The organism is Methanothermobacter crinale (assembly GCF_055397825.1).
Genome location: NZ_AP042450.1, coordinates 1,460,135 through 1,486,111, shown reverse-complemented (window position 1 = coordinate 1,486,111; position 25,977 = coordinate 1,460,135). Strand labels below are relative to the sequence as shown.

35 protein-coding genes and 2 tRNA genes are annotated in these 25,977 nt (G+C 42.4%); 30 read left to right on the top strand and 7 right to left on the bottom strand.

Annotated elements, in window-relative coordinates; genetic code table 11:
* The first annotated feature begins 3 nt into the window (after positions 1-3).
* The 26 genes from ACZ5XX_RS08440 to ACZ5XX_RS08315 all read left to right on the top strand — a co-directional run bounded on the left by ACZ5XX_RS08440 (position 4) and on the right by ACZ5XX_RS08315 (position 17,720).
* On the top strand, positions 4-567 hold the full coding sequence (locus tag ACZ5XX_RS08440; protein ID WP_464584380.1) for an EMC3/TMCO1 family protein: 564 nt from the start codon (positions 4-6) through the stop codon (positions 565-567).
* Between the two features lie 17 nt (positions 568-584).
* Complete coding sequence (locus ACZ5XX_RS08435) at positions 585-851, top strand: 50S ribosomal protein L34e (RefSeq protein ID WP_464584377.1); 267 nt, start codon at positions 585-587, stop codon at positions 849-851.
* Complete coding sequence (cmk, locus tag ACZ5XX_RS08430; protein WP_464584376.1) at positions 848-1,369, top strand: (d)CMP kinase; 522 nt, start codon at positions 848-850, stop codon at positions 1,367-1,369. Before ACZ5XX_RS08435 ends, cmk begins: the two co-directional genes overlap by 4 nt.
* Positions 1,366-1,590, top strand: coding sequence for a 50S ribosomal protein L14e (locus ACZ5XX_RS08425; RefSeq protein ID WP_464584374.1), 225 nt, complete (start codon positions 1,366-1,368; stop codon positions 1,588-1,590). Before cmk ends, ACZ5XX_RS08425 begins: the two co-directional genes overlap by 4 nt.
* Before the next feature lie 17 nt (positions 1,591-1,607).
* The gene (locus tag ACZ5XX_RS08420) at positions 1,608-2,567 is read left to right on the top strand and encodes an RNA-guided pseudouridylation complex pseudouridine synthase subunit Cbf5 (protein WP_464584372.1); all 960 of its coding nucleotides are present in this window, start codon (positions 1,608-1,610) and stop codon (positions 2,565-2,567) included.
* A 64-nt stretch (positions 2,568-2,631) separates the two neighbouring features.
* A tRNA-Ser gene (locus ACZ5XX_RS08415) sits at positions 2,632-2,716 on the top strand.
* Positions 2,717-2,830: 114 nt separating this feature from the next.
* Entirely contained in the window at positions 2,831-3,283 is a 453-nt protein-coding gene (locus ACZ5XX_RS08410) for a 30S ribosomal protein S13 (protein ID WP_464584370.1), read from the top strand.
* 15 nt (positions 3,284-3,298) lie between these two features.
* Positions 3,299-3,817, top strand: a complete 519-nt coding sequence (locus tag ACZ5XX_RS08405; protein ID WP_464584368.1) for a 30S ribosomal protein S4 — start codon at positions 3,299-3,301, stop codon at positions 3,815-3,817.
* A gap of 10 nt (positions 3,818-3,827) precedes the next feature.
* The gene (locus ACZ5XX_RS08400) at positions 3,828-4,229 is read left to right on the top strand and encodes a 30S ribosomal protein S11 (protein ID WP_464584366.1); all 402 of its coding nucleotides are present in this window, start codon (positions 3,828-3,830) and stop codon (positions 4,227-4,229) included.
* Position 4,230: 1 nt separating this feature from the next.
* A complete protein-coding gene (locus ACZ5XX_RS08395) occupies positions 4,231-5,016 on the top strand; it encodes a DNA-directed RNA polymerase subunit D (RefSeq protein ID WP_464584364.1) in 786 nt (261 codons plus the stop codon).
* A 12-nt stretch (positions 5,017-5,028) separates the two neighbouring features.
* On the top strand, positions 5,029-5,394 hold the full coding sequence (locus ACZ5XX_RS08390; protein WP_464584362.1) for a 50S ribosomal protein L18e: 366 nt from the start codon (positions 5,029-5,031) through the stop codon (positions 5,392-5,394).
* A gap of 10 nt (positions 5,395-5,404) precedes the next feature.
* Positions 5,405-5,827 (top strand): 50S ribosomal protein L13, encoded by a 423-nt coding sequence (locus tag ACZ5XX_RS08385; RefSeq protein ID WP_464584360.1) that lies wholly within the window; start codon positions 5,405-5,407, stop codon positions 5,825-5,827.
* 25 nt (positions 5,828-5,852) lie between these two features.
* The gene (locus ACZ5XX_RS08380) at positions 5,853-6,257 is read left to right on the top strand and encodes a 30S ribosomal protein S9 (RefSeq protein ID WP_464584358.1); all 405 of its coding nucleotides are present in this window, start codon (positions 5,853-5,855) and stop codon (positions 6,255-6,257) included.
* 40 nt (positions 6,258-6,297) lie between these two features.
* A complete protein-coding gene (locus ACZ5XX_RS08375; RefSeq protein WP_464584356.1) occupies positions 6,298-6,465 on the top strand; it encodes a DNA-directed RNA polymerase subunit N in 168 nt (55 codons plus the stop codon).
* A gap of 6 nt (positions 6,466-6,471) precedes the next feature.
* Positions 6,472-6,566, top strand: a tRNA-Pro gene (locus ACZ5XX_RS08370).
* A 50-nt stretch (positions 6,567-6,616) separates the two neighbouring features.
* A complete protein-coding gene (locus ACZ5XX_RS08365; RefSeq protein ID WP_464584354.1) occupies positions 6,617-6,784 on the top strand; it encodes a DNA-directed RNA polymerase subunit K in 168 nt (55 codons plus the stop codon).
* Between the two features lie 72 nt (positions 6,785-6,856).
* Complete coding sequence (gene eno / locus ACZ5XX_RS08360) at positions 6,857-8,110, top strand: phosphopyruvate hydratase (RefSeq protein WP_464584352.1); 1,254 nt, start codon at positions 6,857-6,859, stop codon at positions 8,108-8,110.
* A 5-nt stretch (positions 8,111-8,115) separates the two neighbouring features.
* A complete protein-coding gene (rpsB, locus tag ACZ5XX_RS08355) occupies positions 8,116-8,712 on the top strand; it encodes a 30S ribosomal protein S2 (RefSeq protein ID WP_464584350.1) in 597 nt (198 codons plus the stop codon).
* A gap of 9 nt (positions 8,713-8,721) precedes the next feature.
* Complete coding sequence (gene amrB / locus ACZ5XX_RS08350) at positions 8,722-9,555, top strand: AmmeMemoRadiSam system protein B (RefSeq protein ID WP_464584348.1); 834 nt, start codon at positions 8,722-8,724, stop codon at positions 9,553-9,555.
* Positions 9,556-9,582: 27 nt separating this feature from the next.
* Positions 9,583-10,527 (top strand): mevalonate kinase, encoded by a 945-nt coding sequence (gene mvk, locus ACZ5XX_RS08345; protein ID WP_464584346.1) that lies wholly within the window; start codon positions 9,583-9,585, stop codon positions 10,525-10,527.
* Positions 10,528-10,606: 79 nt separating this feature from the next.
* Complete coding sequence (locus ACZ5XX_RS08340; RefSeq protein WP_464584344.1) at positions 10,607-11,401, top strand: isopentenyl phosphate kinase; 795 nt, start codon at positions 10,607-10,609, stop codon at positions 11,399-11,401.
* On the top strand, positions 11,401-12,456 hold the full coding sequence (fni, locus tag ACZ5XX_RS08335; RefSeq protein WP_464584342.1) for a type 2 isopentenyl-diphosphate Delta-isomerase: 1,056 nt from the start codon (positions 11,401-11,403) through the stop codon (positions 12,454-12,456). Before ACZ5XX_RS08340 ends, fni begins: the two co-directional genes overlap by 1 nt.
* Positions 12,453-13,802 carry an RNase J family beta-CASP ribonuclease gene (locus ACZ5XX_RS08330; protein ID WP_464584340.1) on the top strand — a complete coding sequence of 450 codons (1,350 nt, stop codon included), beginning with the start codon at positions 12,453-12,455 and terminating at the stop codon, positions 13,800-13,802. The genes fni and ACZ5XX_RS08330 overlap by 4 nt, the downstream gene beginning before the upstream one ends.
* A gap of 10 nt (positions 13,803-13,812) precedes the next feature.
* The gene (idsA, locus tag ACZ5XX_RS08325) at positions 13,813-14,790 is read left to right on the top strand and encodes a short chain isoprenyl diphosphate synthase IdsA (RefSeq protein WP_464586347.1); all 978 of its coding nucleotides are present in this window, start codon (positions 13,813-13,815) and stop codon (positions 14,788-14,790) included.
* A gap of 15 nt (positions 14,791-14,805) precedes the next feature.
* On the top strand, positions 14,806-16,476 hold the full coding sequence (locus ACZ5XX_RS08320) for a glutamate--tRNA ligase (protein WP_464584338.1): 1,671 nt from the start codon (positions 14,806-14,808) through the stop codon (positions 16,474-16,476).
* Between the two features lie 14 nt (positions 16,477-16,490).
* Positions 16,491-17,720: an LL-diaminopimelate aminotransferase gene (locus ACZ5XX_RS08315; RefSeq protein WP_464584336.1), complete on the top strand. Its 1,230-nt coding sequence runs from the start codon at positions 16,491-16,493 to the stop codon at positions 17,718-17,720.
* A 26-nt stretch (positions 17,721-17,746) separates the two neighbouring features.
* Here ACZ5XX_RS08315 and ACZ5XX_RS08310 read toward each other — a convergent pair whose 3' ends face one another.
* The 4 genes from ACZ5XX_RS08310 to ACZ5XX_RS08295 all read right to left on the bottom strand — a co-directional run bounded on the left by ACZ5XX_RS08310 (position 17,747) and on the right by ACZ5XX_RS08295 (position 20,726).
* Complete coding sequence (locus ACZ5XX_RS08310) at positions 17,747-18,634, bottom strand: COG1470 family protein (RefSeq protein ID WP_464584334.1); 888 nt, start codon at positions 18,632-18,634, stop codon at positions 17,747-17,749.
* 99 nt (positions 18,635-18,733) lie between these two features.
* On the bottom strand, positions 18,734-19,261 hold the full coding sequence (locus ACZ5XX_RS08305; protein ID WP_464584332.1) for a hypothetical protein: 528 nt from the start codon (positions 19,259-19,261) through the stop codon (positions 18,734-18,736).
* A gap of 226 nt (positions 19,262-19,487) precedes the next feature.
* Positions 19,488-19,994: a hypothetical protein gene (locus tag ACZ5XX_RS08300; RefSeq protein ID WP_464584330.1), complete on the bottom strand. Its 507-nt coding sequence runs from the start codon at positions 19,992-19,994 to the stop codon at positions 19,488-19,490.
* Positions 19,995-20,021: 27 nt separating this feature from the next.
* Positions 20,022-20,726 carry a radical SAM protein gene (locus tag ACZ5XX_RS08295; protein ID WP_464584328.1) on the bottom strand — a complete coding sequence of 235 codons (705 nt, stop codon included), beginning with the start codon at positions 20,724-20,726 and terminating at the stop codon, positions 20,022-20,024.
* A gap of 49 nt (positions 20,727-20,775) precedes the next feature.
* Here ACZ5XX_RS08295 and ACZ5XX_RS08290 point away from each other — a divergent pair, with 49 nt between their 5' ends.
* Together ACZ5XX_RS08290 and ACZ5XX_RS08285 are read left to right on the top strand one after the other, a co-directional pair.
* Entirely contained in the window at positions 20,776-21,549 is a 774-nt protein-coding gene (locus ACZ5XX_RS08290) for a metallophosphoesterase (protein ID WP_464584326.1), read from the top strand.
* Positions 21,550-21,733: 184 nt separating this feature from the next.
* Positions 21,734-21,982 (top strand): hypothetical protein, encoded by a 249-nt coding sequence (locus ACZ5XX_RS08285; protein ID WP_464584324.1) that lies wholly within the window; start codon positions 21,734-21,736, stop codon positions 21,980-21,982.
* A 36-nt stretch (positions 21,983-22,018) separates the two neighbouring features.
* On the opposite strand, the gene ACZ5XX_RS08280 is transcribed toward ACZ5XX_RS08285, so the two are convergent.
* Together ACZ5XX_RS08280 and ACZ5XX_RS08275 are read right to left on the bottom strand one after the other, a co-directional pair.
* Complete coding sequence (locus tag ACZ5XX_RS08280; RefSeq protein WP_464584321.1) at positions 22,019-23,881, bottom strand: glutamate synthase-related protein; 1,863 nt, start codon at positions 23,879-23,881, stop codon at positions 22,019-22,021.
* A gap of 16 nt (positions 23,882-23,897) precedes the next feature.
* Positions 23,898-24,563: a GltB/FmdC/FwdC-like GXGXG domain-containing protein gene (locus ACZ5XX_RS08275; RefSeq protein ID WP_464584319.1), complete on the bottom strand. Its 666-nt coding sequence runs from the start codon at positions 24,561-24,563 to the stop codon at positions 23,898-23,900.
* Positions 24,564-24,716: 153 nt separating this feature from the next.
* Here ACZ5XX_RS08275 and ACZ5XX_RS08270 point away from each other — a divergent pair, with 153 nt between their 5' ends.
* Complete coding sequence (locus tag ACZ5XX_RS08270; RefSeq protein ID WP_464584317.1) at positions 24,717-25,265, top strand: ArsR family transcriptional regulator; 549 nt, start codon at positions 24,717-24,719, stop codon at positions 25,263-25,265.
* Between the two features lies 1 nt (position 25,266).
* Here ACZ5XX_RS08270 and ACZ5XX_RS08265 read toward each other — a convergent pair whose 3' ends face one another.
* The gene (locus ACZ5XX_RS08265) at positions 25,267-25,488 is read right to left on the bottom strand and encodes a hypothetical protein (protein WP_464584315.1); all 222 of its coding nucleotides are present in this window, start codon (positions 25,486-25,488) and stop codon (positions 25,267-25,269) included.
* A gap of 142 nt (positions 25,489-25,630) precedes the next feature.
* On the opposite strand from ACZ5XX_RS08265, the gene ACZ5XX_RS08260 reads away from it, so the two are divergent.
* A complete protein-coding gene (locus ACZ5XX_RS08260; RefSeq protein ID WP_464584313.1) occupies positions 25,631-25,975 on the top strand; it encodes a hypothetical protein in 345 nt (114 codons plus the stop codon).
* Positions 25,976-25,977 lie beyond the last annotated feature (2 nt).

Here is a 25,977-nt window from a genome sequence, read left to right as displayed (position 1 = left end):
AAAATGGTACTTGACATTATATACAAGGGATTAGATATCATATTCGGCCCATTCCTAGCATTAGACCCTAATCCACAAAATCCAATACTCACAATATTTGTTATAGCCACCCTAGTAGCCTTCATAATAACATTAGCAAACAAACTACTCGTAGACCAAGAACGACTACAAAAACTTAGACTTGAAATGCAAGAATTCCAACAAGAGGTCATGGAAGCCAGGAAATCCAGTGACGTTAAAGCCCTCGAGGAACTCCAAGAGAAGCAGATGGAATTCATGGACAAGCAGAGGGAAATGATGACAATGTCATTCAAGCCGATGATAGTAACCTTCCTGCCCATAATCCTAGTATTCTATTGGATGGCCCAACACCCCCATATTTCAAAGGCCACGATCATACTCCCACAAGTAGCATATTACGTGCTCCTAGTCCCAGTATGGCACATGTTCTATAAGATGCCGGCTGGTTCACCAGCCTATGCTATAGGATGGCTTGGCTGGTACATACTATGTTCATTTGCAATGTCCCAGATATTCAGGAAATTCATGGGACTTAAAGGAATGTAATTTTGGAGGAACGCTCAATGCCAGAATTAAGATACAGATCCAAGTCATATAAGAGAACATTCAAGAGGACTCCAGGTGGCAGGACGGTCATACACTACAAGAAGAAAAAACCATCAAAACATGTGTGTGCAGGATGCGGCAAGCCACTCCATGGAGTCCCACGCGGAAGACCATACCAGATAAGAAAATTGTCAAAGTCGAAGAGAAGACCTAACAGGCCATATGGTGGTTATTACTGTTCAGAGTGTATGAGAAAAGTTTTTAAGGAAGAGGCAAGGTCATGATAATAACCATCAGTGGTCTCCCAGGCGCTGGTACAACAACAATAACAAGGGTACTCTCAAGGAAACTAGGGATACCATTCATATCAGCGGGTGAAGTTTTCAGGCAGATGGCAGCCGAAAAGGGGATGAACATCCTAGAATTTAGCAGACTAGCGGAAGAAGACCATGAAATCGACAAGGAGATAGATAAAAGACAAGCAGAGATGGCTAAAAGAGCGGATAACTTGATAGTGGAGGGGAGACTTTCAGCCTATTTTGTCAAAGCAGACCTCAAAATTCTCATAATAGCCCCATTCGATGTTAGAGCAGAGAGGATAAGTAGAAGAGAATCAAAGCCCCGCAAGGTTGTTGAGGATGAGATTAGGAGAAGAGAGGAAAGCGAAGCCAAAAGATACATGGAAATCCACGGGATTGACATAGAAGATCTACAAGTCTATGATATAATACTAAACAGCGCCCATTTCAAACCCGAAGAAATCACGAATATAATAATAAAAATTATCGAGGTGATCAAATGACAGCAATAGAAGTGGGAAGAATATGCATCAAAACCGCAGGCAGAGAAGCAGGAGAAGAATGTGTGATAATTGATATAATCGATAAAAATTTCGTAGAAGTCGTTGGGGTCAACGTCAAAAACAGGAGGTGCAACATAAAACACTTAGAACCCACAGAAAAAAAGATAGAAATAAAATCAGACGACATAGAAGAGATTAAAAAACAACTCGAAAAACAATAAGATTAATGGGGCGCCCCATGGCAAGGTTCCTAATCAAAACTGAAGCCGAAACAGACCCGGCATATGGTTGCCCACCATATAAGAGGCCCATAGAGGAACACATACAAAAGGGGGTTATCAACCTTGATAAGCCCCCAGGTCCCACCTCCCATCAAGTAGATTCATGGATCCGCAGACTACTCAACGTGAAAAAAGTCGGACACGGAGGAACACTAGACCCCAAAGTCACTGGGATACTACCCATAGGCATCGAAAAGGCTACAAGGGTGCTCCAATTACTCCTAGAAGCGGGTAAAGAGTATGTTTGCGTCATGAGATTGCATGGGCCCGTTAAAATGTCAAAACTGGAGGATGTTTTCCAAGAATTCCAGGGTAAAATATTCCAGACACCACCAATGAAAGCTGCTGTGAAACGCCAACTAAGGGTTAGAAAAATCTATTATGTCAAAATACTAGAAGTAGATGGGAGGGATGTGCTATTCAGGATCGGATGCGAAGCCGGAACCTATATAAGGAAATATTGTCATGATATTGGGGAAGCCCTTGGGACAGGAGCTCACATGCTCGAATTAAGACGTACGAAAGTCGGACCATTCACTGAAGATGAGACACTAATAACGCTCCATGACCTAACCGACGCATACCATTTCTGGATAGAGGAAGGCGACGAATCCCACCTGCGAAAATGTATACAACCAATGGAATTTGCGGTCAAGCACCTTCCAAGGATAGTTATCAGGGACAGTGCAGTTGATGCCATCTGTCATGGTGCAAACCTTGCAGTAGGTGGTATCATAGGATTAGATGATAACATAGAAAAGGGTGACACAGTGGTCTTGATGACGCTCAAGGACGAGCTCGTAGCTGCCGGTGAAAGCATGTGCTCTTCCCTTGAGATCCTAGATGCTGAAAAGGGTATCGTAGTAGACACCCAGAAAGTTTTTATGGAACGAGGAACATATCCAAAGTTATGGTAAAACTTAAATAGAATCTAAATGAATAAATAATATCCCCCATTTGGATTAATCTCATTATACAGGTGCCGGGATAGCCTAGCCAGGTAAGGCGCAAGATTGGAGATCTTGTGGAGCTTCGCTCCTCCTGGGTTCAAATCCCAGTCCCGGCGTCCGGGTTAATGTCTACAATCCTAGGTTTTACCCATTATCGCCTTGAGGATATGGGGGGATAACATCCACAAGAGGTTTGTGGATTCATTCTCACACCCTTGGAGGTTAAACAGATGGAAGAAGAATTCAAACACATAGTACGTATAGCTAGAAAGGACTTAAACGGTAATAAGACAATAGAACATGCGCTGACAGACATTAAAGGTGTTGGTAAGGCTTTTGCAAAGGCCATAGTAAGTGTTCTTGGATTTGATGGCCAGAAAAAGATAGGATACTTGTCAGAGGACGAGCTAACAAGGTTAGAGGAAGCTCTTAAAAATCCTGAAGAGTATGATATTCCCCATTGGATGATGAATCGTCGCCAAGATTATGAAACAGGCGAAGACAAGCACTTGATCGAGGCAGACCTTGAAATGAGTCTCAGAGAAGACTTGAACCGTCTGAAGAAGATAAGAAGTTACAGGGGGATAAGACACGAACTAGGCCTCCCAGTAAGGGGCCAAAGGACAAAATCAACCTTCAGAAAAGGACAATCTGTAGGTGTTAGAAGAAGGAGAAGAAAATAGAGGGGATGATCTGATATGGGACACCCACGAAAACCCCGTAAAAAGTATGACACTCCACCCCATCCATGGAACGCTGAAAGGATAAAAGAAGAAAACAGACTACTCACAAAATACGGGCTAAAGAACAAAAAAGAGATATGGAAAGCCGAGACCATGATCAGAAGATACAGGAGGGATGCAAGGCACCTCCTAGGCCTCCCCGAGGAACAGACAAGAAAGGAGAGGGAACAACTCCTAGGACACCTTAAAAGGATGGGTATACTATCAGATGACGCTAAACTAGAAGACGTCCTAAATCTAACAATCGAAGATGTTTTGAAACGTAGACTACAAACCATGGTATATGAGAAGGGACTTGCAAGGACAATACGACAGGCAAGACAGATGATAGTACATGGACACATAGCCTTGGATGGTGGTAAAGTCAACGCCCCAGGCTACCTAGTGAAAAAGGGTGAAGAAGATAAGATAGGATTCTATCCATTATCACCCATGATAGGACAGGTAGAATCCAAGGCAGAAGACACAGAATAGGAGGGTATAAATGGCCAAGGCTAAAGGAGAAGAAAAATGGGGCATCGCCCACATCTACTCATCATTCAATAACACAATAATCACAATAACAGATATCACAGGAGCCGAGACAGTGACACAATGGTCTGGTGGAAGAGTTGTAAGGGCTGACAGACAAGAAGCCTCACCATTCGCTGCAATGGAAGCAGCTACCAGGGCAGCAGAGGATGCCAAGGAGAAGGGCATCACAGGATTACACATAAAAGTCAGGGCACCCGGAGGAAACGGTCCAAGGACACCAGGACCCGGGGCACAGGCAGCTATAAGGGCATTAGCCCGTGCAGGTTTGAAAATAGGTAAGATAGAGGATGTTACACCAATACCACATGATGGTACAGGGAGACCTGGAGGCAGGAGAGGGAGAAGGGTCTAAAATGGATATAAACATGAAAGAAAAATCCGAGAATGAAATAACCCTCATAATAGAGGATGCTGACACATCCTTCGTTAACGCTATAAGAAGAACCAGCATGACAGAAGTCCCCAAACTGGCAATAGAATACGTTAACATGATAAAAAATGACTCATCCATGTTCGACGAAATCATAGCACACAGACTCGGTCTAATCCCATTAAAATCGGATAAAGAAGCGATAGATGGGATTTTAATGCCGAGTGAATGCGACTGCGAGGACTACTGTCCAAGATGCAGCGTATCCCTAACACTAAAAAAGAAAGGCCCGGGGATAGTCTATTCAAAGGATCTGATATCAGAGGATGAAAAAGTAGTACCAGTATATGATACCATACCAATCCTAAGACTTAGAGAGGATGAAAACATAGAATTAGAGGCCATAGCACAACTCGGCATTGGAATGGAACATACTAAATGGAAGCCCACCACAGCATGTGCATACAAATACTATCCAAGGATAACAATCGGGGAAGAATGCGAACAATGCTATGAATGCGTAGAAGCATGCCCCAGGGGAATCCTAGAAGAAGGACCCGAAAAACCCAAAGTGGTTAATATTGAAGATTGTGCAATGTGTAAAACTTGTATGAGGGCATGTGACAGGGAAGCCATAAAAGTAGGATACAAGGAAGGATCATTCATCTTCAAAATGGAAACAGACGGTTCAATACCGCCAGAAGAAGTTCTAGAAAGAGCATGTGACATTTTAATGGAAAAAGCAGACAACATAACAAAAAAATGTTAAGGGGGGTGTAAATTGGCAAAAAAGATTACAAAGACAAACCCCAACCTCATAAAACTTATACGCGCCCTTAAAAGGAAATCATCAAAGGAAAACGTGGCAATATGGAAAGACATCGCCAAGAGATTGGAAAAACCCACAAGACAAATGGCAGAAGTCAACATATCAAGAATAAACAGGCACACAACCGAGAACGAGACAGTAATAGTCCCAGGGAAAGTATTGGGAACAGGCAAGCTAGACCACAAAGTTAAAATAGCAGCATGGAAATTTTCAAAAACAGCAAAAGATAAAATAAGAGAGGCGAAAGGGCAACACCTCACAATAGAAAAACTACTAGAAGAAAACCCAAAAGGCTCCAATATAAAAATAATAGTATGAGGGAGTTATCATGATCATCAACGGTAAAGGACATGTCCTAGGAAGACTTGCGAGTGTTGTGAGCAAGAAATTACTCCAAGGCGAAGAAGTAGTGGTCCTCAACACAGACAAGATAATCATCACAGGATCAAAGGAATGGGCCCACAAGAAATACAAACAGAGAATAGACAGATCAAGCATATCCAATCCTAGGAGGATGGGCCCCAAGTATCCGAGGAGACCCGATGACATATTCAGGCGAACAGTGAGGGGCATGCTACCATACAAGAAAGCCAAGGGCAGAGAAGCTTTCAAACGCCTAAGAGCCTATGTGGGAGTTCCGAGAGAATACAAGGAAGCGGAGTTGACCCAGATACCAGAAGCTAAAAGATCACCCATCCGTAAAGGAGTGAAATTAGGTGAAATATCAAGGCTGCTAGGAGCCAAATTCTAAAAAATAGAGACTGGAGTGGCTTATGATGAAAAAGATAGTACATACAAGTGGAAAAAGAAAAACCGCCATTGCAAGGGCAACATTCTATGAGGGTGAAGGTAGGGTGAGAATCAACAAAATACCATTAGAATTATACCAACCCGAACTCGCCCGCTTCAAGATATTCGAACCCCTAAAATTAGCTGGTGAAGAAATCACAAAGAACATAGACATAAAAGTGAACGTAAGAGGCGGAGGAGTCATGGGACAGGCAGAAGCCGCCAGGATGGCCATAGCAAGGGGCCTTATACAATGGACCAATGACATGGAACTTAAAGAAAAATTCTCACAATATGACCGCACCATGCTCGTCGGAGACCCAAGACGCTCAGAGCCCAAAAAATATGGTGGCAGAGGAGCCAGGGCTCGAAGACAAAAGAGCTATCGATAACCTTATATATATTCACAAGATATGATTAATGGAGGAGAAGATGATCCCCATAAGATGTTTCAGCTGTGGAAAACCAATATCAGCATACTTCAAGGAATATCAGGAAAGAGTAAAGGATGGTGAAAAGCCAAAGAAAGTGCTCGATGACCTGGGATTGAAAAGATACTGTTGCAGGCGCATGTTAATCTCACACGTTGACACATGGTAAGATCATGGGACCGTAGGGTAGCCTGGTCCATCCTCCCAGCCCGGGGATGGACAAGATCCACTGGAACGCTGGAGACCCGAGTTCAAATCTCGGCGGTCCCATCACAAAAACCTTCCCCCATATTCAATGAACTCCTAGGAGGGAAAGATAGATGAGTAAAATGACCAGGTTTGAAAAGGCTAGGTTGATAGGGGCGAGGGCTCTTCAACTGGCAATGGGGGCTAAACCATTAGTTGAGATCCCAGAGACCAAGGACCCCATTGACATAGCTACCCTCGAACTTAAAAAAAGCGTTATACCATTAGCTGTTAGAAAATAAAAACTCTAAAAATAATTAACCACTATTTCTACCCCATTTTTAGAGTTTTCCCATAGGAAAAGAGGTGTTCATGTGGAGACTGTTATTGAAGATGTTAGGGTAAGAAAGATATTAGACAGTAGGGGCAACCCTACAATAGAAGTAGACGTGATAACATGGAATGGTTTTGGACGTGCAGCAGCACCCAGCGGCGCCAGCACAGGAACCAGAGAAGTCGTAGCATTCCCAGAAGGAGGAGTTGACAAGGTAATAAGCGAACTGGAGGATGTTATATCCTCTGAGTTAATAGGAATGGACGCCGAGTACCTTGAGGACATAGACCTTATCCTAAAGGAGATAGATGGAACAGAAAACCTATCTAACATTGGTGGGAATACTATAGTGGCGGTTTCAATGGCAGCAGCCAAGGCAGCCGCGTCATCATACAACCTACCATTGTACAAGTTCCTTGGGGGTGATTTCGCCACGAGCATACCATACCCACTAGGGAACATGATAAACGGAGGAGCACACGCAGGAAAACACGCCCCAGACATCCAAGAATTTCTAGTAATACCCACTGGGGCCAATGAAATCCAAGAAGCCGTATTCGCAAACTCAAAAGTCCATGCGAGGATAAAAGAACTGATACAAGACAAAGACCCTGAATTCACAGGGGGTAAAGGCGATGAAGGGGGATGGGCCCCTAAAATATCAAACTACGAAGCCCTGGAAATACAGGCAAGAGCATGTGAAGAGATAGGGGACGAAACAGGCATCGAGATAAGACCATCACTTGATTTCGCGGCCACTGAACTCTGGAACCCCAAAGAAGAAAAATATGTTTACAATCAAGAAAACATAAAACGCGACACAGGAGAACAGATAGAATTCGTCAAAGAACTAATAGAAACCTACAAAATGTTCTACATAGAAGATCCACTAGAAGAATCAGACTTCCAAGGATTCGCCCAACTAACAAAGGAAACAGGCAACAAATGCATCATCTGTGGAGACGACATCTTCGTAACAAACAGCAAAATACTCAAAAAAGGGATTGAAATAGGCGCCGCAAACGCCATAATCATAAAACCAAACCAGATAGGCACACTAACAGACACCTACAAGACGGTGAAACTAGCACAAGAAAACAATTACATCCCCGTAGTGTCCCACAGATCAGGAGAAACAACAGACGAGACCATAGCACACCTAGCAGTAGCATTCTCAGCTCCAATAATAAAAACAGGAGCTATAGGCGGTGAAAGAATAGCCAAACTAAACGAACTCATCCGAATCCAAGAAGAAATACCCTACGCTAGGATGGCGAACTTACCAGAGAGGTGATATATTTGGCAGAACTCTTAATCCCATTGGACAAATACCTAGCAGCAGGTCTACATATCGGCACACAACAAAAAACAGCCGACATGGAAAAATACATCTATCGTGTAAGATCAGACGGTCTCTACGTATTAGATATTAGGAAAACAAATGACAGGATAATAGCAGCCGCAAAATTCCTGGCAAAATACGAACCGGATGATATACTCGCAGTCTCAACAAGACAATATGGACAAAAACCCGTGAAAAAGTTTGGGGAAATAACCGGGGCGAAAACAATCCCCGGCAGATTCATCCCAGGAACGCTAACAAACCCAAACTTCCCAAAATTCGTAGAACCCAAGGTACTCGTCGCAACAGACCCAAGAGCGGACTCCCAGGCAATCATAGAAGCAAAACAGGTGAACATACCAGTAGTCGCCCTCTGCGACACCGAAAACCTCCTAGGGAACGTTGACATAGCCATACCAGTGAACAACAAGGGTAGAAAAGCCCTGGCACTAGTCTATTGGCTGCTCACAAGGCAATTCCTCAAAGAAAAGGGCATGCTAAAAGAAGACGAGGACTTTGACGTCCCCCCAACAGAATTCGAAGTAAAAATATGATGTGATTTTATGAAAAGAAACCCTGCAGTAGCAGGAACATTCTATGAAGCCGAAGCAGACACCCTAAAAAAGAGGATAGAATGGTGCTTCCACCATAAACTAGGCCCAGGCAAAATACCGGAAATAGGAGATGAAAGGAGGCTAAAAGCTGCTATAGCACCCCATGCAGGCTACATCTATTCAGGGCCTGTGGCAGCCCACACCTACCAAGCCATCGCAGCCGATGGCTTCCCAAAAACCTTCATAATATTGTGTCCAAACCATACAGGCATGGGCTCAGGCATATCCATCATGCCAGAAGGGGAATGGATAACACCACTAGGCTATGTTAAAATCGATGAAGAACTTGCAACAGAACTCCTAGAAGTCTCTGAGATAATAGACATAGACGAATCAGCCCACATAGGAGAGCATAGTTGCGAAGTCCACCTACCATTCCTACAATATTTCAACCAGGACTTTAAGATAGTGCCCATTTGCATGTGGATGCAAGACCTCGAAACAGCAAAGGAGATAGGGAATGCTATAACAGATGCAAGCAAGGGAAAGGATGTTCTGATCATAGCAAGTACAGATTTCACACATTATGAACCAGCCGAGGTCGCGTACAAAAACGACCAGAAAGTGCTCGAAGCCATAATCTCATTAGATGAAAACAGGATGTATGAGAGGATTTACCAGTACAATGTTAGCATGTGTGGTTATGGTCCAGTAGCGGCATCCATCATCGCAGCCAGAGGATTAGGAGCTACTAAGGGCAGACTCCTTAAATACGCCACCAGTGGTGACATAACAGGTGACAATTCCTCAGTGGTGGGATACGCATCAGCCATCCTAGAATAATCCAAAGGGACAACTATTGGTGGTCCTATGGGTTCAAGAGCGTCTGCACCAGGTAAAACCATCCTATTCGGAGAACACGCCGTAGTTTATGGTAAACCAGCCATAGCACTCGCAATAGACAAGAGGGCCACCATAACCATCAGGGAATCCCACAAGGATTATACAAGGATAAAATCTGATGACCTCCATCTTGAAGCCATACTCACCCCAGAAACAGGATTAAAATTAAAAAAAGGTGAAATAGGCATCCTAAATTATATCCTCAAAGCCCTAGAATTTTACCATGATTCCACACCCCTCAAAATAAAACTTGAAATCGGAATACCCATAGGGGCTGGTTTAGGCTCATCAGCCGCCGTTACAGTAGCCACTATAGCAGCACTTGACAAATACCACGAAAGGAAGACCACACTAACATCAATTGCCAAGAGAGCTCACAGAGTCGAACTGGAAGTTCAAGGTGCTGCGAGTCCACTAGATACATCCACCTCAACGCACGGAGGCCTAATATACCTAGACAAAGAAAAAATGGACCAAATCAAGGGAGACCTCAAAGATTCCCTGGTCATAGGATACACTAGGTCGGAAGACACTGCGAAGATGGTTAAACTCGTGAAAGAACGGATGAAACGCCACCCCAAGATCATGAACCTTATCATGGACACCATAGCACACATCACACGAAAAGCAAGAAAAACATTGGAAATTAATGATAAAGAACGCCTCGGAGAACTGATGAACATAAACCAGGGCTTACTAGATGCGATAGGGGTTAACACCCAGAGCCTATCAGAGATGATATACACAAGCAGGGAAGCAGGGGCATTAGGTTCCAAGATAACAGGAGCCGGCGGTGGCGGGAGCATAATAGCATACTCACCCAATAGAACAAGGCAAATCCTAGAAACCCTAACAGACAGAGGATATAATGCCATGAAAGCAGACCCCTCAACCAAGGGAGTCCTCACCTAACAAAATCTCACACTACTCGAATAGGCTCACTTCAATGGAGGATAATCTTCTACTTGTATACCAGAAAGGGTGTGCAGAATTGATCATACTAAAGTTGGGTGGAAGTGTAATAACAAAAAAAGGGGCCAGAGAGCCCACATTGGATCATGAAAACCTTAAAAGGGTCGCGGAGGAGATCTCAGATTCACTGCCATCATCCCTTATAATAGTCCATGGGGCCGGATCCTTCGGCCACCCCCTCGCAAAAAAGTATAAAATTGGAACCCCAACAAGTAAGGAAGAATTGCAAAGAAAGATGATAGGATTTTCCATCATACAAAGATGGGTTAAACTTTTAAATATCCATGTATGTGATGCGCTACGAAAAGAAAACATCCCAGTTGTTTCAATACAACCCTCCTCTTTCATATTAGCAGATAATGGAAGGATAAAAGATGCAGATCCTAGAATAATAATCTCATACCTTGAAAGGGGTTTCATACCAGTAACCTATGGTGACGTGGTGCTCGATACAGACGAAAACTTGAAAATGTCTGTACTTTCAGGCGACCAGATCATAAAATACCTTGGGGAAATACTAAAACCTGATAGGGTCATACTAGGGACAGACGTCGATGGAGTATTCGACAAAGACCCCAAAAAACACCCAGACGCCAAACTCCTAAAGAGGATAAAATCCCTCAAGGATATTAGGTATCAGCCCAGAACACCAGGGGATGTTACTGGGGCCATGCTAGGTAAAATAAAAGAACTCTTACTATTGGCTGAGAAGGGAGTGACCTCTGAGATAATCAACGCCAAGAAACCAGGGAATATTAAAAAGGCCCTTCTAGGCCAAGAACTTAAAAGGACAATTATAGATGGGGATATATGATGATCTCAGATAGAAAATTGGAACACATATTATTATGCACACACTATGATGTAGAATACAAAAAGGATACAGGATTCAAGGATGTGGAATTTGTACACAATGCATTAACCCAAGTCGACACCGAAGAGATAGATCTGAGCATAGAATTACTCGGAAAAGAACTACAATCACCAATAATGATAACGGCCATAACAGGGGGTCATCCCATAGCCTTTAGAATAAACAAGGCGCTTGCAAAGGCGGCTGAAAAACTTGGTATAGGATTAGGGGTTGGGAGCCAAAGAGCAGGTATCGAGGACCCTTCACTCGAGGCCACTTATACTATTGCAAGGGAAGAGGCACCATCAACACTCTTAATAGGGAATATCGGAGCGCCACAGATAGAATATGCAGAGGCTGCAGTGGAGATGATAGATGCGGATGCCCTGGCAATCCACCTAAACCCATTACAAGAGTCCATACAACCAGGGGGTGACATAAACTCCAGTGGACTGCTAGACTCCATCAAGAGAATAGTGGAGAACATAAAAGTGCCAGTACTCGTAAAAGAGACCGGCGCCGGTATATGCGCAGAGGACGCCCGCAGATTAGAAGAGATAGGAGTAGCCGCCATAGACGTTGCAGGGGCTGGTGGGACCAGCTGGGCTGCTGTTGAAACCTATAGGGCTGAGGAAAAACATCTTGGGAGACTATATTGGGATTGGGGCATACCCACAGCGGCTAGCACAGTAGAGGTTGCGCAGACAGTTAAAATACCGGTGATAGCATCGGGGGGGATAAGAAGCGGATTAGATGCTGCAAAAGCCATAGCACTAGGAGCTGACGCCGTTGGAATAGCCTTACCAGTCCTTAAAGTGGCTCAGAAAAGCTACAGGGAGGTTATCAATGTAATAGGGAGGTTCAACGAATCCCTGAAGGTGGCAATGTACCTAGTGGGCGCCCGGAACATAGAGGAACTTAAAAAGGCTCCTATCGTGATAAAGGGCGAAACAAGAACTTGGTTGCGTGAAAGGGGCTTTAACACGTCAAAATATGCGAGGAGGCAACGATATTGACCGTGGAAATCATCGCCATCGGAGGCTACGAAGAAGTAGGAAAGAACATGTCAGCAGTCAAAATAAACGACGACGTAGTAATATTCGACATGGGAATACACCTCGACCGCGTACATGTACATGAGGATACCGACATTGCAAGAATGCACAGCCTAGACCTCATCGAAAGAGGGGTTATCCCAGATGACACACTCATGAGGGAAGTTAACGGTAAAGTAAGGGCAATAGTATTTACCCATGGCCACCTAGACCACATCGGCGCAGTGGCCAAACTAGCCCACCGCTACAACGCCCCCATAATAGGGACACCTTATACAATAGCATTAATAGAACGCATAATAAAATCAGAGAGAAAATTCAACGTCCCCAATAGGTTAGAGGTTCTGAATGCTGGTGAAAAATGTCAATTATCACCTGATATGACATTAGAATTTATAAATGTTACGCATAGCATACCCCAGTCAGTCATAGCAGCCCTACACACCCCAGAGGGTATAATAGTATATGGTTTAGATTTCAAATTCGACGACCACCAGATAATATCACCACAACCAGATTACCACCGCCTAAAAGAACTAGGACGTAAAGGAGTGCTGGCATTAATAGTTGAAACAACAAGAGTGGCCGACTCAGAAGAGGTTAAAACACCATCTGAGAAGGTTGCGAGGATAATACTTGAAGATATAATGAAAAGACCACTAGAAGAAAAATCTGCCATGATAGTAACCACGTTCTCATCACACATTGAACGTATACAAGCCATAAGTGACATAGCAAAAAAAAGCAACCGGCAAATACTTCTACTTGGAAGATCAATGGAGAGATACTGCAGCCTAGCAGAATCCATGGGAATCTTGAAACTGCCAGAAAATGCTAGCATATTCGGAAGTCCCAAATCAGTTAATAGGGCCCTTGCAAGGGCTGAAGTTAACAGAGAAGATTATCTGCTCGTTACAACAGGACATCAGGGCGAGCCAGACGCCCTACTACCCAGGATAGCTAATGGTAAAACACAATTCAATGTAAAACAGGGGGACAACATCATCATATCGGCTCCTGTCATACCCAATCCAATGAATATAGCAAACCGCAACCTCATGGAGAAAAGACTCATATCAAGTGGGGCGAGAATCTATACAAATGCTCATGTATCAGGGCATGCTGGTAAAGAGGATCACAGGGACTTCCTCAGGATGCTCAACCCAGTCCATGTAATCCCAGCCCACGGCGACATTTACATGCTATCAGCATATGCCGAACTCGCCGAAGAAGAAGGTTACAGAGTGGGTAACGACATCCACATACTAAGGAACGGACAAGCCCAAGTCTTCAATGGAGGGATCTGATTTGGATTTGATGGAAACACTTGGAGAATACTCCAAGCTCATAAACCCAAAACTAGAAGAAATAATAGCTGACATAACCCCCAAGAGTTTATACGAGGCGTCAATGCACCTTATAGGTGCCGGGGGTAAAAGGATCAGGCCAACACTAGCCTTGCTCAGCTGCCAGGCCGTAGGCGGTGAAATAGAGGATGCTGTGAACGTTGCAGCCGCTATAGAACTAATACACACATTCTCATTAATACATGATGATATCATGGACAAAGACGAGATGAGAAGAGGCCAACCCGCAGTCCACGTACTCTGGGGAGAATCCATGGCAATACTCGCAGGAGACATACTATTCTCTAAAGCCTTCGAAAGCGCCTTAAAGACTAGAATCGATGAATTATCATACAAGCGCGTTGCAAATGCACTATCAACCATTATAGACTCTTGTATAAAAATCTGTGAAGGACAAGCGCTGGACATAAGCTTCGAAGAAAACTTCGAAATCAAAGAAGAAGAATACCTAGAAATGATCTACAAGAAGACAGCAGCACTCATATCAGCCGCCACAAAATCCGGGGCCATAGTGGGTGGGGGCACGCACGAAGAAATCGAAGCATTGGGAGAATACGGAAAACTAATAGGATTGGCATTCCAAATCCACGACGACTACCTAGACATAGCAGGCGACGAAAAAACCTTGGGAAAGCCCATAGGAAGTGATATAACAGAAGGAAAAATGACAATACTCACAGTAAAAACCCTGGAAAAAGCTTCAAAAAAGGACAGGGAAAAACTAATAAAGATACTAGAATCTAAAGACCAAGAAAGCGTCAATGAAGTCATAAAAATCTTCAAAAAGTATGAAACAATCGAGTATGCCCACAGATTAGCCGAAGAATACACAAAAAGGGCCAAGGAAAAACTCAAAATACTAGAAGAATCACAGGCAAAAAAAATCCTAGAAGAAATAGCAGACTTCATAATAGAAAGAAAACATTAATCCTTGGGGACTATAATGAACCTGGAAGAGATAATATACAAATACGCCCTGATAAACGCGGTCAAGCATAAGGGCAAGGCCATGGACAAGGCAGTTATAGGAGCAGTTATGAGCAACGAACCACAACTCAGAAAAAAAGCCCAAAAAGTCCTAGAAAAAACAAAGAATATAGTGGAAAAAGTCAACAAACTAACCCCCAAGGAACAAGAAGAAGAACTAAAAAAGTTAGGAATAAAACTAGAAGAAAAAAAAGAAACCGAAAAAAAGAGGGGACTACCACCACTACCCAACATCCAACAAAAGGTTATCCTAAGATTCGCACCCAACCCCAGCGGACCACTACACATAGGACATGCAAGAGCAGCCATACTAAACCACGAATACGCCAAAAAATACAATGGAAGCCTAATACTCCGCATGGAAGACACAGACCCGAGAAGAGTAGACCCAGAAGCCTACAAGATGATACAAGAAGACCTAGAATGGCTAGGAATAAAATGGGACAAACTCATAATACAAAGCGACAGAATCCCCATCTACCACGAATATGCGAAAAAACTCCTAGAAAAGAATGGAGGATACATCTGCACATGCAAACCAGAAAAATTCAAAAAACTAAAAGACGAATCCAGGCCATGCCCATGCAGAAACCTCCCAAAGGAAGAAAACCTCAAACGCTGGGAACAAATGCACCATCTACCAGAGGGAGAAGCCGTCCTCAGAGTGAAAACAGATCTAAAACATAAAAATCCAGCAATAAGGGACTGGGTAGGCCTCCGTATAGTAGATGAGGCCCACCCGCGCACCGGCAAAAAATACCGCATATACCCAACAATGAACTTTGCAGTAACAATAGACGACCACTTACTAGGTATAACACATGTACTAAGGGGAAAAGACCACATAACAAACACAGAAAAACAAGAATACCTCTACCAGCACCTCGAATGGGAACCGCCAACATTCATACACTACGGCCGACTACACATGGAAAACATACAACTGAGCACATCCAAGACAAGAGAAGGAATACAAAAAGGAACATACAAAGGATGGGACGACCCAAGACTCGGAACAATAAGAGCCATAAAAAGGCGCGGAATACAAGCCCAGGCCATAAGAGAGGCCATGATAGAAATCGGCGCTAAAATAGCAGATTCAACCCTAAGTTGGAAGAAAATCTACGGCCTAAACAAGAACATACTAGATGAGATGGCCAACCGATACTTTTTCGTGGCAGAACCCACACCATTCGAGATTAAAAACCTGCCAGAGCACCTGAAAGGCACCATCAAGAGGCCGCTGCACCCTGACCACCCAGAAAGGGGCCATAGACAAATACCATTCAATGGCAGAGTCTACATCCAAAAAAACGACCTCAAAGAAGCCAAAATATTAAGACTCGTAGACGCAGTTAACGTAAAAGTAAGAGACAAAAGCCTAGAATATCATAGCAGGAGCCTAGAAGAGGCGAGAAAACACAATGCAAGGATAATACACTGGATCCCCATGGAAGATAACATCCCAGCCAGTGTGATAATGCCAAACACAAAAATCATAGAAGGCCTCCTTGAACCAGCCGCCAAGAAACTCAAAACAGACCAAATAGTACAACTTGAAAGATTCGGATTCGCAAGAGTAGATAAAACAAACCAAAAAACCATATTCTATTACACCCACAAATAAGGAGGGTTTAAAGTTTGACACTCATAAACGAAAATTATCTACACCTCGAAGAAAGCTACCTATTCTCCACTATCAACAAAAAAGTGGAAAAATACCAGAAAGAAAACCCCGAAGCCAATATAATAAGCATGGGCATAGGAGATGTTACAAGACCACTACCCCAGGCCGTTATAAAAGCATTCAAAAAGGCAGTGGAAGAAATGGGTCGGAAAGAAACATTCAAAGGATACGGTCCGGAACAAGGATACTCTTTTCTTCGAGAAGCGATAATAGAAAACGACTACAAGCCAAGGGGTGTTGAACTAAACCTGGAAGAAGTTTTTATAAGTGATGGTGCAAAGTGCGACACAGCAAACATCCAAGAAATATTCAGCACAGAGAACAAAATAGCGATAACAGACCCAGTATATCCAGTGTATGTTGAAAGTAATGTTATGGCAGGCCGGGGAGGGCCACTAGACAAAAAAGGCCGCTACAAAAACATCACATACCTCCCATGCACCGCAGAGAACAACTTCCAACCACCCACGCCAGAAGAAAAAGTAGACTTGATTTATCTCTGCTACCCGAACAATCCCACAGGGACAAGCTTGACAAAAGACCAGCTAAAAGAGTGGGTGGATTATGCAATGGATAACAAAAGCATAATATTATTTGATGGGGCATACGAAGCCTACATACAAGAAGAAAGGATACCACATAGTATCTATGAGATAGAAGGGGCCCGCGAGGTTGCAATAGAATTCAGAAGCTTCTCAAAGACAGCAGGATTCACAGGTACAAGATGCGCCTACACCATAGTACCAGAGGAATTAGAAGCAGAGGACAGTCAAGGCAAAACCCACCAAGTAAACAAGTTATGGAAAAGGAGACAAACCACAAAATTCAATGGCGTATCATATCCAGTACAGGTGGCAGCAGCCGCAACATACACAGAAAAAGGACGAAAAGAAATCAAAGAATCAATAAAATATTACATGGAAAATGCTAGGATAATCAGGGAAAGCCTAGAAGATACTAGCCTAGAATATTATGGTGGAGTTAACGCACCCTATATTTGGGTTAAAACACCAAATATGAGTTCATGGCAATTCTTCGACAAATTACTAGAAGAAGCTCAGGTAGTTGTAACCCCAGGCACGGGATTCGGACCAAGCGGGGAAGGATATTTTAGATTAACAGCATTCAACACCCGAAAAAACACTAAAGAGGCGATGAAAAGAATAAAAAAGATAGAATTTTAAACCATGTAAAATTTCCAACCACGCGCCTATTTTCTCTCAATCCTTATCCTTATAGGTGGTTCCACGCCCCTTCTGCGCAATATCCAGACAACCACCCCTATTATGATGAGAATTATAAGCCATACTGGTATAACTATAACATTATCACTGGTGGTTATCGTCTTGACAGCTTGGAACCTACCATATTTTATTGTTGTATCCACCTTGTATAAGCCGAGGTCTGTCCATCCAGGAGTCCATCTTTCAACAAGAGTATAATTATCTTCAGGGTATACAACACCCTCTATAGGAATATTATGCCTGGTCAAGCCCTTAATTTCCACTGATCCTGTCATGTTCGCCTGAACGGTACCATTATTCCTGAGCTCATAGACAAACTCTCCCGGAATAAAACTCAAAAGTATAAGGGGTGCCTTATGGTTAATGAGTTCCAGAGACTCTATGATAGGCCCTGGAAGCCCCACTCTTATGGGCACTACAAGTTCGACTCCGTGTGTGATCTGAGTCCCTCCTGTAACATTCTCTACCACTGGAAGACCCCTTATGACAAGCGCGCCCACAGCATCTGAATAGTTTATCTTAGATGGTGCCTTTACAGTGAATGTTACCTTCCGGGATTCTCCTGGTTTTAGGGTGAATGTTGTGTTACCATTGATTGTTATCCAATTCGCAATACCCTTATCAGAGTATTCGAGGTGTATGCTGTCCATGAGAAGCCTCTTTTTTTCAATAGTAACATTAACTGTTTCGTTCCCGATATTTTTCACTGTAACTTCACCAGTCACTGTCCCGCCCGGTTTGAGGTCGTAGCGGAATTCAGCTGGCGAAGCCCACAAACCTGTTGCAATAATCGGATAAAATGACCCTAAAAGGAATATGAATATTAAAGTTGCCACAAGAACCTTAAACTTCATCCGAGACTCCCCTGTACTTAATATGAAGATCATACCATAAAAGAAATAAGATGAAGGAGAATAAAAAAATTTCGTTTTTTGCTTAAAAATGGGATCAGATTATGGTTGTACGTTGTGTTTCACTGCAGTGTAGATCAAGGTTATGACGTAGGTTCCATCTTCTGTAAATGCTGGTATTGTAAGCTGTTGCTGTGTTGTCCATGTAAATGGTGTTCCTGAGCCCTGACTAGCCTTGGGCATGTTATCATAGATCTTCAGAAGACTCGTTGAAAGTTGTTCGAAACTTCCAGTAACATTACTCCTTATCCTATAATTACCATCTATTGGTATTGTATCAGTTGTGTTTTCGGTGGTTGGTCTAAAGTCTGTGTCATTTGTATTGACATAAAGATCTATTTTAACATTGCCAGTGTTGCTTATATCGTAATTTGGGCTATTGTAAGTGTCGCCTGCACTCTGATTACCAAAGTCTACTGGACTGTCAACATCTATTGATATTGCTTCTTGTACTGATACTTGGACCTGTTGATCTGCAGTGGCTGCTGATGATGTGTCATATGCTCCTAGTGCGACTGCGAACATCAAAGCCACTAGTAATGCTAGTAGTCCCCCTATTTTTTCATTCATTATATCACCCTAATGACTATCCAATCATAGTCTCAATATAAAAAATAATTCGTTCATAGGATATATTTAAAGTTTTTGATTTATGTGAAAATTAAACCCAAATATAAAAAATTTTGTGACTATTATCACAATAAATTGGGTGGGCTCACAAAAAATTTATGATCCTAGAAAGATCTTGAAAGAGAAAAATCTTCAACCCAAGGATGCCCAACCCCCACAAGAATCTTCATGTTGCAGTATAAATTATGGTAACAGAATATGTTCCAGGATCAGTGTAAGGCGGCACAGTAACATAAAAACTCATAGGGACCGTGAAAGAGCCCCAAAACCCGCTATAGTTCGCTATAATATAATCTGATGTTGTGAATGATCTTTTGGGAACATTTGGTGTGCTGAATTTAAGATTTGATATTGGGATTGTTGAACCATTAGGGCCTATAAGATCCCCATTTGCCCTCACATAAAGATGATCATTAAATGCTAGAAGGTATCTGACAGTTACGGTTGCAGCATTTGGATAACTTCTTTCTATGCCATCAGGGGGTAGAGTCCCAAGATTTAAAGTAGAAGGGCTTACACTAACAGATGACCAAGCCGAAAGTGGCTGTACCGTGGTGTTATTTGTAATATTGGACTTGTTTAAAGTTTGGTTTGTCTCGTTTTCTGCTGCAACAGCAAATACACCCACCAATAACACGCATAATATCATGACTGATAGAATCCTTGAATCCAATCCAAAGCCCCCCATGATGTTCTACTATTAAACTTTTATTATTAAACTTTTTTGGATTAGTATCTTTTTTCCTTTTCTATGTCTTCTAGATTCTAGTGATGTTGAAACATTTGATAGGTATTTTTGGCTGATATTCTTCGCAGCATCTATTATGTCTTTTGATGGTCTTGGCGCGTTCAATCTGGTGGGCACATGGGCTATTATATGATATGGTAGGTCCCATCTCCCAAGGAATTTCGCGATCTTCCCAATTTCAGATAATCCGATTATGCCTGGTATGAGTACGGTTGAAATTTCCACTTTAAAGTTAAGATCTCTCTTGTTTTCTCCGAGATATTCTATGGCTTCAAGAACTCTCTTATTTGATTGGGAGGTGAGGAGTCTATGTTTTTTATTATCAAAGGCCTTAAGGTTCACATGAACTTCCTTGACCCTTAATTTGTCTATTGTCTCAAGTAGGTATGAGCCATTGGTGGATAATATACTGTGAAAGTTCCTATTTAGGAGTTTTGTCAACTTTGGGAGATCATCTTGGAGGGTGGGTTCTCCACCAGCTATTAAAATCTCAGAGAGATTGCATTCTTTTTTTATTTTGGAGAGTATATCATATAGGCTTTTTGTTGTAAGGTTTGTGCAATCTCGTGGTTTGAAAAAACAATATTTACACTTGAAATTGCACCCGTATACCAGCAATGTTATCTTATCACTTACCGAAATATGGGAAATCCTCATAAGACCCCATACCATAAATAGTAGTTGCACCCATAATAGTTTGATGCTTATGCCAACGAAACATATGGGTAGTCTCATAGAAGTTGGTGGAAGTGAAAATTTACTTGTTGTCACAGATCTTCATGGTAATCTTACAGACTTTAAAGTTTATCTTAAGATATGGGAAGAAGATTATGGTAGAAGGTCGCCTATTGTTTTCACTGGAGATTTCATACACTCTATGGGATATGAAGACGGGTCAGTGGAAATCCTTGAAACCATAAGATCATATTATAAACGTTATAAAAATTTCTATCTGCTCCTAGGAAACCATGAATGGTCTCACATCACAGGCATAGACGTCTACAAGGGTGGTGTAAACCAGAGCCTATCATTTGAGAAACTATTAATGGAAAAATTCGGTGACAATTGGATGGAAAAACTGGAATCCTATACAAGATTCTTCAAGAAACTGCCCTTCGCTGTTAAAACAAAAAATAGAGTCTTCATAAGCCATGCGGGCCCATCAAGGCACATAAAGGGCTTGGATGATATAATTAACATAAAAGAGGATGGTTACCAAGCCCCTGCAGTCTATGAGATGCTATGGAACCGTTACGGATCCTACCTAGAAGAAGATATAGATGAATTCCTAAGAAGAGTTGACTGCAACGCCATGATAGTTGGGCACACCCCAGTTGACGGTTTCCAGTTGATAGGCAACCAGATCATACTCTCATCAAGTTACAGCGCAGGGAGAAAAGCCTACATAAACCTAGACCTAAACGCGGAAATAGAAAATTCCCAAGACCTCATCCCCATGATAGAATTCATACAAGCCTAAAATCCAATTCCAATACTAATTACCTAAGATTGAAGGATCATCTCATCTTTGCACTTTGGAATGGTGGAATCCCATTTCAAAGCATGTGAACTACTCCCCTAAGCAAGTGGGGGGGGGGGGGGACTCCCCCCACCTGCAATAGTTAAATAATCCATCATACCATATCTCATGATTGGGATAGGAAATGAAAAGAATGAGGCCGGATTGGAGGAAGACTATTATAGTCCATGCAGACAATCTTGAGGTAAAATCTGCACCATCCACATCTAAAAAGGTGCAAGCGCCCAAAATTGTTAAAAGGAGTGATATAAAAATACATAGGGTGCACTGCAAGCCCCCTATGATGATCCGAGCCATGCTCTTGGGGATCTTATCAATAATTACCCTTGGCCTTGCGACAATAGCATACCTATTCTATAAAAAGAAAAAATAACTAAAGAGATGACCCCCACATTCCCCTTTTGGGTTTTTATTCATTTATTAGTTTTAGTCCGGTTATTGCTGCTGTGTTCGTATCCAAGGCGCGTAGGTCGTCTGGGTTGAATTGTCTTATGTCGTCATGTCCTGCAAGTTGTGCCAGCATTTTGGTTTCTTCTGTCATGGCTTTTATGTAATTTGCAACCCTTCTTGCTGCGATGTCAACATCTAATCTTTTTCTCAGTTCTGGGTCTTGTGTTGCAACACCTACTGGGCATTTTCCTGTGTAGCACATTCTGCAGGCTCGGCATCCCATCGCTATCATTGCACCTGTTCCAATGTATACTGCATCTGCCCCCATTGCCATTGCCTTGGCAACATCTGCACCACTTCTTATACCTCCAGTTATTATGAGGTCTATTTCATCCTTTAAGCCCATGTCTTTAAGGCTGTTCACTGCCTGTACCAATGCTGAGAGTGTGGGTATGCCTGTATGCTCTATCACAACCTCTGGGGCCGCTCCTGTACCACCTTCCATGCCATCTACGGCTATTATATCAGCTCCTGCTTCCGCTGCTATCCTAACATCCTCGTATACTCTTCCCGGTCCGAATTTTACTATGATTGGGACTTTCCAGTCTGTGACTTCTCTGAGAAGTTCTATGTGTTTTGCAAGGTCTTTTCTGTCTGTTGCGTCGAGGAATCTTGCGGGGCTTAAGGCGTCTGTACCTTCTGGTATTCCCCTGATTTTGGCGACTTCCGGGCTTACTTTCTCGGCTAGTAGGTGTCCTCCCATCCCTGGCTTTGCTCCCTGGCCTATTTTCACTTCTATCGCGTCTCCGACGTTTAGGTATTCTGATGAGACTCCGAATCTTCCTGATGAGTATTGTACTATGAGTTTGTCTGCTAGTTCTCTTTCTTCTGGTAGCATGCCGCCTTCGCCTGTGTTGGCGCATGATCCTACCATTGCTGAGCCTTTGGCCAGCGCCAGTTTACTTTCTCTGCTGAGTGCTCCGAATGACATTCCTGCTATGAGTACTGGTGTTTGTAGTGTGAGTGGTTCTTCTGCGTATCTTGTTCCTAGGGTTACTTGTGTGTTACAAGGTTCTCTGTATTTGTCTACTGGTGCTATTGATGCCTGTGCTGGTACTATTAGTATGTCGTCGAAGTTTGGCAGTCTTCTCTCTGTCCCGAAACCTCTTAGTACGTATTTACCGGCTTTGGATGTGTATCTTATGTTTGCTATTGTCCTTGGATCCCATATGCTCCCGGCGCCGCTTGGTAATAGGACTGGGCAGGCTGCTAGGCATGATCCGCACATTATACATTTTTTCTTGTCGATTTCTGGGTGGTTGTCCACGACTTTTATAGCGTCTACTGGGCATACCATTTCGCAGGTTCCGCAGAATACGCAGAGTCCTTGGGTGGCTGCTGCAAGGTCTGATGATGGTGATGATGGTGTTAGTGAACTTGAGGATGTTGCGGCTTTCAATTCAAATCCTTTATGTATGTCGCTTACAACTTCTCTCACATCTACTGCTTCTAGGCATCCTTTTTCGCATGCTGCTACACATGCTGGTGTGTCACCTGGTTTTTCTATGCAGCTTTGGTCGCATTTTATCATCCCGTCTTCTGAGTATGTTATGGCGCCTATTGGACACATTAACATGCAGAGTTTGCAGCCTATGCATGCTTCTTGTTCTATTTTAACGATTCCGTGTTCTTTTCTTATGGCGTCTCTGAAGCATCCTCTTGCACAGGCTGGGTCGACGCATTGTTGGCATACGATAGCATGGTAGCCGTCTTCCAGTTCATTTAAAAAGATTGAGGCATGACCTGTGATTTTTTTGCATGCTTCTATACAATCGTTACATCCGTCACATTTTTCTGGGTCTGTTAGGAGTATTTGAACCATTTAAATCACCCTTTTTTTAGCCGTAGAATGGGCGGAGTTTTTTGCGTTGTATTTTTTTGAATTCTTCTACTTCGGCTTCTATTCCATATTCATAGAAGAGTTTTGAGAGTTTTAGTGTGTCTTCTTTTTCTAGTTGGCTTATTTTGGCGTTTGTTCCTGTTTCGAAGTCTCCTGCGACGTAGATGTTGCCCCCGATTATCCAGTCGCCTGTGTCTTTTCCAGCGTTTCCTGTCACTATTATGTCCCCGCTTAGCATGTATAGTCCTGCAAGGTCTTTTATGTCCCCGTCTATGATTATTGTTCCTCCTTTGTTTAATTGTCCGACGCCGTTGCCGGCGTCTCCGTGTATTACTATTGTGCCGTTGTATGTTCCGAACCCGACTCCGTCTTTGGCTGATCCTTCGACTATTATTTCTCCTGCTGTCATGTTATCTCCTAGGTATCTTCCGGTGTTTCCCATGATTTTTATCTTGGCTCCGTCATTTAGGGCTCCTATGAAGTCGCCGAATTCTCCTTTTAGTATGAATTCTGCTTCTTCTCGGATGCCCACGACGAGTGAGTCGAGTTTTTTGTCGTTTTCTATTATGAATTTTTTTGTGTTGTCTTTTAGGCCTTCTTTTATCATTTTATTGATTTCTCGGGTGGATAGGTCATCTCCTGAGATTATCAGTTCTGTTTTCATGTTATCCCCTTGGAGTTTATTGTGGAAGTCTAATAATTTGGTTTTTCATGGGCTTTATTTAAACCTTCCCATCCATTAGAGTTTTAGGTTAGATGTGTCAATATTTATATGAGATTTACATAGGTATATATGAGAGTATTGGAAGGTGGTTATATGAAGACTTTGATCACTAACCTTAGGGGTCGATGCCTCTTTGATGTTACAATGAGAAACAAAATAGATGGTCTAATATTGGTTCAAAGCGAGAAATTTGATGATTTGTCCCTTGAAAAGTTTGTTAAAGGAGGATTAATAAAAATAGAGACTGAAGACCCGCTCAAAGCATGTGCTAAGATATCCGAGATTATAAAGGGGGCTAAAAAGCATGGAGAAGTTTATGTAGCCTATAATGGTGATGATTTGGGGGGTCTTTTATCGTTCGCAGCATTTAAAGAGGGTGTTGACGCCATTTTCACCTGTTTCAGGGAAACATCGGTTAGGTTGCCAATCCCAAGACTTGATATATCAGATTCAAAGCTCAAAATCTTGGAGGTTTTAGAGGATCAAAATTTAACCGCCATAGAAATCGCGAAAAAGGTTGGTGTATCAAGGGCTATGGTTTATAAGCATTTAAGCGATCTTATAGAGATGGGACTTGTGAAGCAGTCCCATCTCCTTGAGAAATATTCTATTACAAAAGCGGGAAGATTCGTTACCATATAAGCTATTCCATAGGGTATCCTATTCTTAAACGGTAGGATGCTCTTTCACTAATCAAAACAGTGCCTGGTATGAAAAAATCTTTAAATTCTTCTACTTTTTTTCTCATGCAAGGTTTGAGGTCTATATTCTTTGTATAGGATGCGCATTCGTCATCTTCTATTATGCCCTTTTTTACTAATTCAATGTATCTCATCTTTATGGTTTCATCATCTAGTACGTCCATGCTATCACCATTAATTTCAATTGAGGGAAACCTATATATATCTTTTGTGTATTAAATCCATGATAACCTATAAGTATTTATATTATAAGATCCAAGATTATAAACAATGTTCAAAAAGTTATGGTGGGGTGGGGATAAAAAAATGAAGAAAAAAGACCATGACAAAATAATGAGAACGATCACCGAACACCTAAAAAGAGAAGGCTACACTGTAAAATACAAACACACACCCAAAATCCAAGGATTCAAACCAAACATTTACGCTGTTAAAAGCTTCAAAGACATAATCATAGAAATCACTAAGGATCCGAACAGATTCTCACAGAACATGAGAAAGTGGAGAAGGTTCGGATTCAACAACAACGGCACCAGATTTTGGATAGTGACAACCCCACATTTAGCTGAGACAATAAAATTACAATTAGAAGTCTTCAACATACCAGCAGAAATATACTACTGTAATGGGAGCAAACTAAAAAAAGCATAAAA

Coding starts and splice junctions, on each gene's coding strand:
- ACZ5XX_RS08260 (WP_464584313.1), top strand. CDS start 25,631: ATGAAGAAAAAAGACCATGACAAAATAATGAGAACGATCACCGAACAC.
- mvk (WP_464584346.1), top strand. CDS start 9,583: ATGGGTTCAAGAGCGTCTGCACCAGGTAAAACCATCCTATTCGGAGAA.
- ACZ5XX_RS08310 (WP_464584334.1), bottom strand. CDS start 18,634: ATGAAGTTTAAGGTTCTTGTGGCAACTTTAATATTCATATTCCTTTTA.
- idsA (WP_464586347.1), top strand. CDS start 13,813: ATGGAAACACTTGGAGAATACTCCAAGCTCATAAACCCAAAACTAGAA.
- ACZ5XX_RS08305 (WP_464584332.1), bottom strand. CDS start 19,261: ATGAATGAAAAAATAGGGGGACTACTAGCATTACTAGTGGCTTTGATG.
- ACZ5XX_RS08425 (WP_464584374.1), top strand. CDS start 1,366: ATGACAGCAATAGAAGTGGGAAGAATATGCATCAAAACCGCAGGCAGA.
- ACZ5XX_RS08280 (WP_464584321.1), bottom strand. CDS start 23,881: ATGGTTCAAATACTCCTAACAGACCCAGAAAAATGTGACGGATGTAAC.
- ACZ5XX_RS08375 (WP_464584356.1), top strand. CDS start 6,298: ATGATCCCCATAAGATGTTTCAGCTGTGGAAAACCAATATCAGCATAC.
- ACZ5XX_RS08385 (WP_464584360.1), top strand. CDS start 5,405: ATGATCATCAACGGTAAAGGACATGTCCTAGGAAGACTTGCGAGTGTT.
- ACZ5XX_RS08275 (WP_464584319.1), bottom strand. CDS start 24,563: ATGAAAACAGAACTGATAATCTCAGGAGATGACCTATCCACCCGAGAA.
- ACZ5XX_RS08380 (WP_464584358.1), top strand. CDS start 5,853: ATGAAAAAGATAGTACATACAAGTGGAAAAAGAAAAACCGCCATTGCA.
- amrB (WP_464584348.1), top strand. CDS start 8,722: ATGAAAAGAAACCCTGCAGTAGCAGGAACATTCTATGAAGCCGAAGCA.
- ACZ5XX_RS08365 (WP_464584354.1), top strand. CDS start 6,617: ATGAGTAAAATGACCAGGTTTGAAAAGGCTAGGTTGATAGGGGCGAGG.
- ACZ5XX_RS08410 (WP_464584370.1), top strand. CDS start 2,831: ATGGAAGAAGAATTCAAACACATAGTACGTATAGCTAGAAAGGACTTA.
- ACZ5XX_RS08440 (WP_464584380.1), top strand. CDS start 4: ATGGTACTTGACATTATATACAAGGGATTAGATATCATATTCGGCCCA.
- ACZ5XX_RS08435 (WP_464584377.1), top strand. CDS start 585: ATGCCAGAATTAAGATACAGATCCAAGTCATATAAGAGAACATTCAAG.
- cmk (WP_464584376.1), top strand. CDS start 848: ATGATAATAACCATCAGTGGTCTCCCAGGCGCTGGTACAACAACAATA.
- ACZ5XX_RS08320 (WP_464584338.1), top strand. CDS start 14,806: ATGAACCTGGAAGAGATAATATACAAATACGCCCTGATAAACGCGGTC.
- ACZ5XX_RS08400 (WP_464584366.1), top strand. CDS start 3,828: ATGGCCAAGGCTAAAGGAGAAGAAAAATGGGGCATCGCCCACATCTAC.
- ACZ5XX_RS08395 (WP_464584364.1), top strand. CDS start 4,231: ATGGATATAAACATGAAAGAAAAATCCGAGAATGAAATAACCCTCATA.
- ACZ5XX_RS08405 (WP_464584368.1), top strand. CDS start 3,299: ATGGGACACCCACGAAAACCCCGTAAAAAGTATGACACTCCACCCCAT.
- ACZ5XX_RS08265 (WP_464584315.1), bottom strand. CDS start 25,488: ATGGACGTACTAGATGATGAAACCATAAAGATGAGATACATTGAATTA.
- ACZ5XX_RS08420 (WP_464584372.1), top strand. CDS start 1,608: ATGGCAAGGTTCCTAATCAAAACTGAAGCCGAAACAGACCCGGCATAT.
- ACZ5XX_RS08285 (WP_464584324.1), top strand. CDS start 21,734: ATGAAAAGAATGAGGCCGGATTGGAGGAAGACTATTATAGTCCATGCA.
- fni (WP_464584342.1), top strand. CDS start 11,401: ATGATCTCAGATAGAAAATTGGAACACATATTATTATGCACACACTAT.
- ACZ5XX_RS08270 (WP_464584317.1), top strand. CDS start 24,717: ATGAAGACTTTGATCACTAACCTTAGGGGTCGATGCCTCTTTGATGTT.
- ACZ5XX_RS08290 (WP_464584326.1), top strand. CDS start 20,776: ATGCCAACGAAACATATGGGTAGTCTCATAGAAGTTGGTGGAAGTGAA.
- ACZ5XX_RS08295 (WP_464584328.1), bottom strand. CDS start 20,726: ATGAGGATTTCCCATATTTCGGTAAGTGATAAGATAACATTGCTGGTA.